The sequence below is a fragment of the Sphingomonas sp. CCH9-F2 genome, assembly GCF_001556735.1.
Classification (GTDB): Bacteria; Pseudomonadota; Alphaproteobacteria; order Sphingomonadales; family Sphingomonadaceae; genus Sphingomonas; species Sphingomonas ginsenosidimutans.
This window is the reverse complement of record NZ_LSJO01000704.1, coordinates 1-9,021: the sequence shown is the minus strand read 5'-3', so window position 1 is coordinate 9,021 and position 9,021 is coordinate 1. Positions and strand designations below refer to the sequence as shown.

Annotated in this window: 8 protein-coding genes and 1 tRNA gene; 5 read left to right on the top strand and 4 right to left on the bottom strand. The window is 68.8% G+C overall.

Going from position 1 to position 9,021, the window contains the following annotated elements:
* The first annotated feature begins 48 nt into the window (after positions 1-48).
* Both AX685_RS20145 and AX685_RS20140 read left to right on the top strand, forming a co-directional pair.
* A complete protein-coding gene (locus AX685_RS20145; RefSeq protein WP_066492004.1) occupies positions 49-591 on the top strand; it encodes a 5-formyltetrahydrofolate cyclo-ligase in 543 nt (180 codons plus the stop codon).
* Positions 588-806, top strand: coding sequence for a DUF2842 domain-containing protein (locus AX685_RS20140; protein WP_082741115.1), 219 nt, complete (start codon positions 588-590; stop codon positions 804-806). Before AX685_RS20145 ends, AX685_RS20140 begins: the two co-directional genes overlap by 4 nt.
* A gap of 121 nt (positions 807-927) precedes the next feature.
* Here the strand turns inward: AX685_RS20140 and AX685_RS20135 are convergent.
* The 4 genes from AX685_RS20135 to AX685_RS20120 form a co-directional block, all read right to left on the bottom strand.
* Positions 928-1,004 (bottom strand) — tRNA-Asp (locus AX685_RS20135).
* Positions 1,005-1,057: 53 nt separating this feature from the next.
* Positions 1,058-2,284 (bottom strand): AI-2E family transporter, encoded by a 1,227-nt coding sequence (locus tag AX685_RS20130; RefSeq protein WP_082741113.1) that lies wholly within the window; start codon positions 2,282-2,284, stop codon positions 1,058-1,060.
* An 82-nt stretch (positions 2,285-2,366) separates the two neighbouring features.
* Positions 2,367-3,116, bottom strand: coding sequence for a Crp/Fnr family transcriptional regulator (locus AX685_RS20125; protein WP_066491999.1), 750 nt, complete (start codon positions 3,114-3,116; stop codon positions 2,367-2,369).
* 48 nt (positions 3,117-3,164) lie between these two features.
* Positions 3,165-4,862: a class I adenylate-forming enzyme family protein gene (locus AX685_RS20120; protein WP_082741114.1), complete on the bottom strand. Its 1,698-nt coding sequence runs from the start codon at positions 4,860-4,862 to the stop codon at positions 3,165-3,167.
* Between the two features lie 159 nt (positions 4,863-5,021).
* On the opposite strand from AX685_RS20120, the gene AX685_RS20115 reads away from it, so the two are divergent.
* The 3 genes from AX685_RS20115 to AX685_RS20105 all read left to right on the top strand — a co-directional run.
* A complete protein-coding gene (locus tag AX685_RS20115) occupies positions 5,022-6,245 on the top strand; it encodes a serine hydrolase domain-containing protein (protein WP_066491995.1) in 1,224 nt (407 codons plus the stop codon).
* 94 nt (positions 6,246-6,339) lie between these two features.
* On the top strand, positions 6,340-8,364 hold the full coding sequence (locus AX685_RS20110) for a 3-hydroxyacyl-CoA dehydrogenase NAD-binding domain-containing protein (protein ID WP_066491993.1): 2,025 nt from the start codon (positions 6,340-6,342) through the stop codon (positions 8,362-8,364).
* Between the two features lie 133 nt (positions 8,365-8,497).
* On the top strand, positions 8,498-9,021 hold a 524-nt coding region (locus AX685_RS20105; RefSeq protein ID WP_269450513.1), incomplete at its 3' end, for an amidase family protein.

Below are 9,021 nucleotides of genomic sequence, written 5' to 3'. Positions count from 1 at the left end.
CCCCGCCCCGCCCTTCCTCCGCGCACCGTTTTCCGCACAGGAGCCGCGATGACCGACAAGCGACCCTTGCGCACCGCGATCCGCGCCGCGCGCGATGCCTTCGCCGCCGCGCCGCACCTGCCGATCGGCGTCGATCCGGCGTTCGAGGCGCTGCTGGCCCCCGGCCTGGTGGTCGCCAGCTACGTCCCGATCGGCAGCGAGGCGGATCCCGCCCCGCTGGAGCGTGCCGCCACCGCGCTGGGCTGCCGGCTGGCATTGCCGCATGTCGTCGACCGCGCGACCCCGCTGCGCTTCCTGCGCTGGGATCCGGACGCGGCGCTGGGCAGCGGCCCGTTCGGCCTGAGCCAGCCCGCCGCCGATGCCGAGCCGCTCTCCCCCGATATCGTGCTGACCCCGCTGGTGGCGTTCGACCGCGCGCTCAACCGCCTGGGCCAGGGCGCGGGCCATTACGACCGCGCCTTCGCCGCCTGGCCCGGTGCGCGCCGGATCGGCGTCGCGTGGAGCGTGCAGGAGGTCGCGGCGATTCCCGCCGATTCGTGGGACGTGCCGCTCCATGCCATCGCCACCGAACGCGAATGGATCGCGGCATGACGCCCCGTCCGGCACCATCGTGGCGCAAGCCGGTGGGGATGCTCGCGATCCTGGCGCTGATCCTGGTGTGGTGCGTCGCGGTCGCGTCGCTGTCGGGCGTGGTCGGCGGTTGGTGGTGGCCGGTACAGGCGGTCTTCTACCTCGTCACCGGCATCGTCTGGATCGCCCCGCTCAAGCCGCTGCTGCGCTGGATGGAAACCGGGCGCTGGCGGTAACCGGCGCGCGCGTCGTCATCCGGATATAAGCCCGCGATCCGACGAGCTGCTGCCAGACAGCAAGCATAACACTCGGTAATGAAGGGATTTTCCACGCTATCCGCTGCGGTCACCGCAGGGATGGCGCGAGTGACGGGGCTCGAACCCGCGACCTCCGGCGTGACAGGCCGGCGCTCTAACCAACTGAGCTACACCCGCTTGGAGAAGCGTGAGGCGCGCCAACTAGGCGGCGCGCCGGGGGCTGTCAACGCTTATTCGTCGTCTTTTTCACGAAGCCGCCAGCCGCTTCGCCCCTCGCCCGATTTCTGGCGCGTCAGCGTGCCGTGTTCGAACAGGAAACCGGCGATGTCGGGGCGCCCCGCGGCGGACAGGATCGTCTGCACGATGATGAGGATCGGCACCGCCAGCAACGCCCCCACCGTGCCCCACACCCATCCCCAGAAGCTGATCGAGATGAGGATCATCACCGGATTGATGGTCAGCCGGTGCCCGACGATCAGCGGCGTCACCACATTCGCCTCGATCAGGTGCGCGCCGTACATGATCGCCGGCGCCGCGAGCGCGGTCCATACGTCGGAAAAGGTCATCAGCCCGCCCACCGCCAGCAACAGCGCGGCGACGACCGGCCCGAAATAGGGGATGTAGTTCAGCAGCGCGACGATCCCGCCCCACATCAGCGGGAACGGCATGCCCAGCAGGTGCAGCGCCCCGGCGATGATCGCGCCCAGCGCGACGTTGATCGCGGTGATGGTGCCCAGATAGCTCGATACGTCGTCGACCATTTCCTGGAGCACCCGCGCGGTCGCCATCGCGCCGCCGAAACTGGCGCGCTCGGTGATCATCCGCTCGCGCAGGCGGGTCCAGCCCGACAGGAAGAAGAAGCTGACCAGGATCGCGTAGAACACCTGCACGATCACCGCCGGTGCGGATGTCGCGGCCAGCTCGACGATCGAACTGGGCGGCGCCACCGCGGCGGTCGGCGAAGGGCGCACGGGCGTGCTGGCGATCTGCCGCAGCGTGCGGTTGGCGTAGCGTTCCAGGCTGGAATACAGGTCCAGCAGCGGCGCCAGGTTGTTCTGGATGCGGTTGATCCGCGTCGGCAGCAACCGGAAGAACTCGGTCGCCGGCACGACGATCGCGGCCAGCGCGATATTGGCGACGATCAGGAACAGCACCACGCACAGCAGCGCCGCCACCGCCGACGGCAGCCGCCGCCGCTCCAGCCATTCCAGCAGCGGGATCAGCGCCAGCGACACGACCAGCGCGACCGCGGTCGGCATGAAGAACTCGGCCCCCTCCTTCAACGCGAAGGGCAGCCCGACCATCAGCCCCAGCCCGGCGGTCAGCGTCAGCGCGGCGAGCAACCGGTCGCGGCGCAGCGCGATTACCGGGTCGCTGTCGGGCGCGACGGGATAGCCCAGCGTATCGGTCGGCGGGACGGGTGCGACGGACGGGGCGGGAGGCGAGGGATCGGACATGACGCGACCTAACGACATTGGAGGAGCCGCAACAAGCGTCGCGACGGGATCAGGCAGGCGAAGACGGTCGCTCGGCGGATCGTCAGCCGCCCGGCGGCGCGGCGCCCTGCCCTTCGCCCGCGTCGTCGAGGTAGAGATAGTTCGGCTCGAACTCGCTCACCCGCGCCATCCGCGGCAGGTTCAGGATGCGCACCTGTCCGCGCGCCATATCCATCAACCCGTCCTCGCGCAGCCGCCGCAGCGTGCGGTTGACGTGCACGCCGGTCAGCCCGCACGCCTCGCCCAGATCCTGCTGCGTCAGCGGGAAGGCGAAGATGCCGTCGGTCGCCCGGCCAACCACGCGCAGCCGGTGATAGCTTTCCATCACGACGTGCGCGACCCGCCCGACCGCATCCAGGCGTCCCAGGCGAAAGATCCATTCGCGGTGCAACGCCGCGTCCAGCAGCGTCGATCGCCATAACAGCCGCGTCAGATGCGGGTGCTCCGCCAGGATCGCGTCGATCCGCGCATGCGGCACCATCGCCACCCGTGCCTCGGTCAGCGTGCCGACATCATGGTCCAGCCGCTTCAGCGGATAGCCGTGCAGGTCGATGAAGTCGCCGGGCAGCTGCAACGCCACCAGCTGGCGGAACCCGTCGCGCGCATCCATGTACCGGCACATCACGCCGTCCAGCAACAGCGTGCTGTACCGCACCGGCTCGCCGCGATGTGTCATGATCGTGCGCGCGGGCAGCGTCTCGACGCGCTCCACGGCGGCTTCCAATATGTCCTTTTCCTGCGCCGACATGGCGTGGCGGCCACGCCCGCGCAGGAAATCCTTCGTCACCCGCATCCCGCTCTCCCCGGCTACGGCCAGATGCCGTAACCGCAGCGAAACGATTCAGGCGGCGATGCGATCCTCGAACAGGGATTTCAGATCGCGTTTCAGGATCTTGCCGTTGGCGTTGCGCGGCAGCATGTCGGCGGTGAAGCGGATCGCCACCGGCACCTTGAACGCCGCCAGTCGCGCGCGCACCCAGTCCTGCAATTCCGCCTCGCTGGCCTGCGCGCTCGGCGCCAGATGCACCACCGCCGCCGGCTCCTCGCCCAGGATACGGTGCGGCAGGCCGATCAGCGCACAGTCGGTGACCGCCGGGTGATCGTACAGCACGTTCTCCACCTCGGTCGAGTAGATGTTCTCGCCGCCGCGGATCACCATGTCCTTGGCGCGGTCCAGGATGAAGCAGAAGCCTTCCTCGTCCAGCCGCGCCAGGTCGCCGGTGCGCACCCATCCGTCGACGAACGTCGCCGCGCTCGCCTCCGGCTTGTTCCAATACTCCTTCACGATCATCGGCCCGCGCGCCCACAATTCGCCGATCTGCCCGGTCGGCAGCACGGTCACGCCGTCCTCGGCGCGGATCTGCAGGTCCGCGACCGCCACCGGCGGCCCGCAGCTGTCGGGCCGGTTCAGATAATCCTCGCCGCTGTGCGTCGTGACGGTCGCGGTCGTCTCGGTCATGCCCCAGCCGTTGCCCGGCGCGGCCTTCAGCTCGGCGGCGATCTTGCGCACCAGTTCGGGCGCGGACGGCGCCCCGCCATAGCCGACGCTCTCCAGGCTCGACAGGTCGTAGCGGTGGCGTTCGGGATGCTCCAGGATCTGCCACGCGATCGTCGGCACCCCGCCGGTCACGTTCACCTTCTCGCGCTCGATGATCTCCATCGCGCGCACCGCCTCGAACTTGCGCATGAAAATGTTCGTGTGCCCGGCCGCCATCGCGCCCATCAGGCCCGCCGACAGCGCGGTCGCGTGGAACAGCGGGATGACCGTCAGCGATACCTTGCGCACCGGATCGGGCAGCGGCTGGCCGCTGCGCAGGATGCTGCGCGCCGCGGCATAGCCGCTCGACAGGATATTGGTCATGAAATTGCGATGCGTGGCCAGCGCGCCCTTGGGCTTGCCGGTGGTGCCGCTGGTGTACAGGATCGTCGCCTCATCCTCGGGCGACAGGTCGGCCTCGGGCAGGTCGCGGTCGGGCAGCGCGGCCCAGTCGTGCGGGGTGCCGATCACGTCCTCGATCCGCGCCGCGCCCTCCAGCGGCGTGGCGGCACGCGCGACGATGACGTGGCGTAGCGCCGGCAGGTCGCCGCGGTGCGGCGCCACGCGCTGCCACCGCTCGTCATCCGCGACCAGCAGCACCGCACCCGAATCGGCCAGTCCGTAGCAAAGCTCCTCGGCGGTCCACCAGGCGTTCAGCGGCACCGCGATCGCGCCGATCGTCGTCGCCGCGAAGAACGCGACCACCCATTCGGGCAGGTTGCGCGCCGCCACCGCGACGCGGTCGCCCTTTTCCACCCCCAACGCGCGGTAATGCGCCGCCAGCGTGGCGATCGCGCGGAACTGCGCCTCGAACGTCACGCGCTCGTCGTCGTGGATCGTCGCCAGCGCCGCGCCATGCGTGCGCGACAGCCGCACCAGCGCGGCCATGTGCGGCGGCGCGTTCTTCCAGATGCGCGTCGGGATGCCGCGGATGTCGACCGTTTCCATCTCGAACCGCGCGCCCGGCGCCGTCAGCGCGGCGCGGACCTCGTCCATGCCCATCGCGGGCCAGGCCTGGTTGCTCGTCACGCGTATCCCTCCGTTCGTCGCCCGATCCGACTTGAAGATCGGGTTCGTTTCCGGTCGAGACTAGAGTTGATTTCCGTCCCGCTCAAGCGGTAGGAGTCGATCAGCATTTCGAACCGCTGGTATGGAGAGGCCATGAAGATCGCGAACCCCGGCAAGCATGGCTTCGACCCGCGCCGGCTCACCGCGATCGATGCCTTCGTCAAGGATCGCTATCTCGATCCCGGCCACCTGCCGCACGCCCAGCTGCTGATCGCGCGCGACGACCAGATCGTCCATTTCAGCGCGCAGGGCGCGGCGCGCGACGGCGCCGCCGCGGCCATCGACGAATCGTCGCTGTTCCGCATCGCCTCGATGACCAAGCCGATCACCTCGGTGGCGTTCATGATGCTGGTGGAGGAAGCGAAGGTCGCGCTCGACACCCCGGTCCACCACGTCCTGCCCGAGCTGAAGGGCGTCGGCGTCTATGACGGCGGCGGCGCGGGCGTGCCGTTCGTGACGAAACCGTGCGCGCAGCCGATGCGGATGGTCGACCTGCTGCGCCACACCGCCGGCTTCACCTATGGTTTCCAGAACCGCAGCAACATCGACGCCGCGCATCGCGAGCTGAAGCTGGAGAACTGGCACGGCAATTACGACCTCGACGGCTTCGTCGCCGCGCTCGGCAAGCTGCCGCTCGAATTCTCCCCCGGCACCGGGTGGAATTATTCGGTCGCCACCGACGTGCTCGGGCTGGTGGTGGAGCGCGTGTCCGGCATGAAGCTGCCGCAATTCTTCGCGGAACGGATCTTCGCGCCGCTGAAGATGCACGACACTTTCTTCACCGTGCCCGGCGACAAGGTCGATCGCCTGACCGACTGCTACACCGTCGTTCCGGGCAAGGGCCGCCAGATGTTCGATCGCGGCGCGGAGAGCATGTGGTCCACGCCGTTCCGCTTCATGTCCGGCGGCGGCGGGCTGGTGTCGACCGCGCTCGACTATCACCGCTTCTGCTGCATGTGCCGGAACGGCGGCGAGCTGGACGGCGCGCGCATCCTGGGGCGCAAGACCCTCGATCTGATGACGCAGAACCACCTGCCCGGCGGCGCCGACCTGTCCCAGCTGTCGCGTTCGCTGTTCAGCGAGACGCAGAACGCCGGCACCGGCTTCGGCCTCGGCTTTGCGGTGACGATCGACACCGCGCGCTCGATGATGCCCGGGTCGGTCGGCGAATATTACTGGGGCGGGATGTTCTCGACCGCCTTCTTCATCGATCCGGTGGAGCGGCTGCACATGGTCTTCATGACGCAATTGTCGCCGTCCATGCTCTACCCGATCCGGCGCGAGCTGAAGACGATGATCTATGCCGCGCTGACCTGATCGCCCCGCGCCGTCACCCTAGCGAACGCGGGGGTTCCTGGCGGCTCAAGACCCCAGCCTTCGCTGGGGCGACGTTTTAGGAGACTGAAAAGCAATGACTTCCCCCGTCCGCACCGAACGCCATGGCGACATCCTGGTCATCATTTCCGATTCGCCCCCGGTCAACGCGCTCGGCGCGGCGGTGCGCGACGGGCTGGAGGCCGGGGTGAAGGAGGGCGTCGCCGATGCCAGCATCACCGCGATGGTGCTGCGCTGCGACGGCCGCACCTTCTTCGCCGGCGCCGACATCACCGAATTCGGTAAGCCGCCGAAGGGCGCGTCGCTCCACGACGTGATCGAGATGATGGACGCCAGCCCCAAGCCGATCGTCGCCGCGATCCACGGCACCGCATTGGGCGGCGGGTGCGAGGTCGCGCTGGCGTGCCATTATCGCGTCGCCGTCCCCTCGGCGAAGCTCGGCCTGCCGGAAGTGAAGCTGGGCCTGCTGCCCGGCGCCGGCGGCACGCAGCGGCTACCGCGCGTCGTCGGGGTGAAGGCCGCGCTGGAGATGATCGCGATCGGCGATCCGATCCCCGCGCAGAACGCCGCCGACGTCGGGCTGGTCGACAAGGTGGTCGGCGAAGGATCGCTGGAGGCCGATGCCATCGCCTTCGCAAAGGAGATCGCCGCCACTCGCCCGATCCCGCGCGTCCGCGACAAGACCGCCACTCCCGATCCCGACGCGGTCGAGGCGTTCCGCAAGGCCAATGCGCGCAAGATGCGCGGCTTCGACGCGCCGGAAGCGTGCATCGCCTGCGTCGTCGCCGCCAGCGAAAAGCCGTTCGACGAGGGCATGACGTTCGAGCGCGAACAGTTCATGAAGCTGATGACCGGCACGCAATCCGCCGCGCAGCGCCACATCTTCTTCGCCGAGCGGCAGGCCGCCAAGATCGACGACGTCGATCCCAAGACCCCGTTGCGCCCCATCAACCGCGTCGGCGTGATCGGCGCCGGCACGATGGGCGGCGGGATCAGCATGAACTTCCTGTCGGCGGGTATCGCGGTGACGATCGTCGAGATGCAGCAGGAGGCGCTCGACCGCGGCACCGGCGTGATGCGCAAGAATTACGAGGCGTCCGCCGCCAAGGGCCGGATCAAGCCCGACGCCCCCGAAAAGGCGATGGCGCTGCTCACGCCGACGCTCAGCCTCGACGATCTGGCCGACTGCGACCTCATCATCGAGGCGGTGTATGAGAATATGGACGTGAAGAAGGACATCTTCACGAAGCTGGACGCGATCGCCAAGCCCGGCGCGATCCTGGCCAGCAACACCAGCTATCTCGACATCGACGAGATCGCCGCGGTGACGAAGCGGCCCGAGGACGTCGTCGGGATGCACTTCTTCTCCCCCGCCAACGTCATGAAGCTGCTGGAGGTCGTCCGCGGGGCGAAGACCGCCAAGGAGGTGCTCGCCACCGTGATGGATCTGGCCAAGAAGATCCGCAAGGTCGCGGTGGTCGCGGGCGTGTGCCACGGTTTCATCGGCAACCGCATGCTCGCCCCGCGCCAGCTGGAGGCGAACAAGCTGCTGATGGAGGGCGCCACCCCGCAGCAGATCGACAAGGTGCACACCGATTTTGGTATGCCGATGGGGCCGTTCCAGATGGCCGACCTGGCGGGTGTCGACATCGGCTGGCACCGCGATCCGTCGCGGATCGAAAGCATCCGCGACGCGCTCGCCGCCGAGGGGCGCTGGGGCCAGAAGAAGGGCGCCGGCTTCTACGATTACGACGAGAAGCGTAACCCTACCCCGTCGCCACGAGTCGCTGAGATCATCGAGGATTTCCGCAGCCGCTCGAACCTGCAGAAGCGCGAGATCACCGACCAGGAGATCGTCGAGCGCACGCTCTATCCGATGGTCAACGAAGGCGTGCTGATCCTGGAGGAAGGCAAGGCGCAGCGTGCGTCGGATATCGATGTGGTGTGGATCTACGGCTACGGCTGGCCGGTCTATCGCGGCGGCCCGATGTTCTGGGCACAGACCGAAGGCCTGCCGAAGGTCGTCGCCGGGCTGGATAAGCACGGCTTCAAGGTCGCGCACAGCCTGAAGACCGCTGCCGACACCGGCGGATCGTTGTGATCCTCCGCGGCACGGGGAGGGGGACTGCGCCCGCAGGGCGTGGTGGAGGGGGCCGTCCGCAGGCGCCCCGTTCGCGGCGAACCCCCTCCACCCTGCTGCGCATGATCCCCCTCCCCGTACCGGGGAGGATGCAATGACCGAACCCACCGCCCTCGCCACCGCCGCCGCGATCCGCGCGGGCGAAACCACCGCGCTGGCCGAGACCGAGGCTGCGCTGGCCCGGATCGCGGAGCGTGACGGCGCGCTCAATGCGGTGGTGGTGCGCGACGGCGATCGCGCGCGTGCCGCCGCGGCGGAACTGGACCGGCGCATCGCCGCCGGCTTCGACGCGCCGCTGCTGGGCGTGCCGATGACGATCAAGGAAAGCTTCGACGTCGCCGGCCTGCCCACCACCTTCGGGTTCGCGGAACATCGCGGCTTCATCGCGCAGGAAGATGCCGTCGCGGTGAAGCGGCTGAAGGCCGCCGGCGCGATCCTGCTCGGCAAGACCAACGTGCCGCCCGCGCTGTCGGATCTGCAATCGAACAACCCGGTCTATGGCCGCACCAACAACGCGATCGATCCCACGCGCGTCGCCGGCGGGTCGTCGGGCGGCTCGGCGGTGGCGGTCGCCTCGGGCATGGTCCCGCTGGAGTTCGGCTCCGACATCGGCGGGTC

Bases quoted from the DNA above. Each gene is read 5' to 3' on its own strand.
- AX685_RS20145 (WP_066492004.1), top strand. From the start codon at position 49: ATGACCGACAAGCGACCCTTGCGCACCGCGATCCGCGCCGCGCGCGAT.
- AX685_RS20140 (WP_082741115.1), top strand. From the start codon at position 588: ATGACGCCCCGTCCGGCACCATCGTGGCGCAAGCCGGTGGGGATGCTC.
- AX685_RS20130 (WP_082741113.1), bottom strand. From the start codon at position 2,284: ATGTCCGATCCCTCGCCTCCCGCCCCGTCCGTCGCACCCGTCCCGCCG.
- AX685_RS20125 (WP_066491999.1), bottom strand. From the start codon at position 3,116: ATGCGGGTGACGAAGGATTTCCTGCGCGGGCGTGGCCGCCACGCCATG.
- AX685_RS20120 (WP_082741114.1), bottom strand. From the start codon at position 4,862: ATGGGCATGGACGAGGTCCGCGCCGCGCTGACGGCGCCGGGCGCGCGG.
- AX685_RS20115 (WP_066491995.1), top strand. From the start codon at position 5,022: ATGAAGATCGCGAACCCCGGCAAGCATGGCTTCGACCCGCGCCGGCTC.
- AX685_RS20110 (WP_066491993.1), top strand. From the start codon at position 6,340: ATGACTTCCCCCGTCCGCACCGAACGCCATGGCGACATCCTGGTCATC.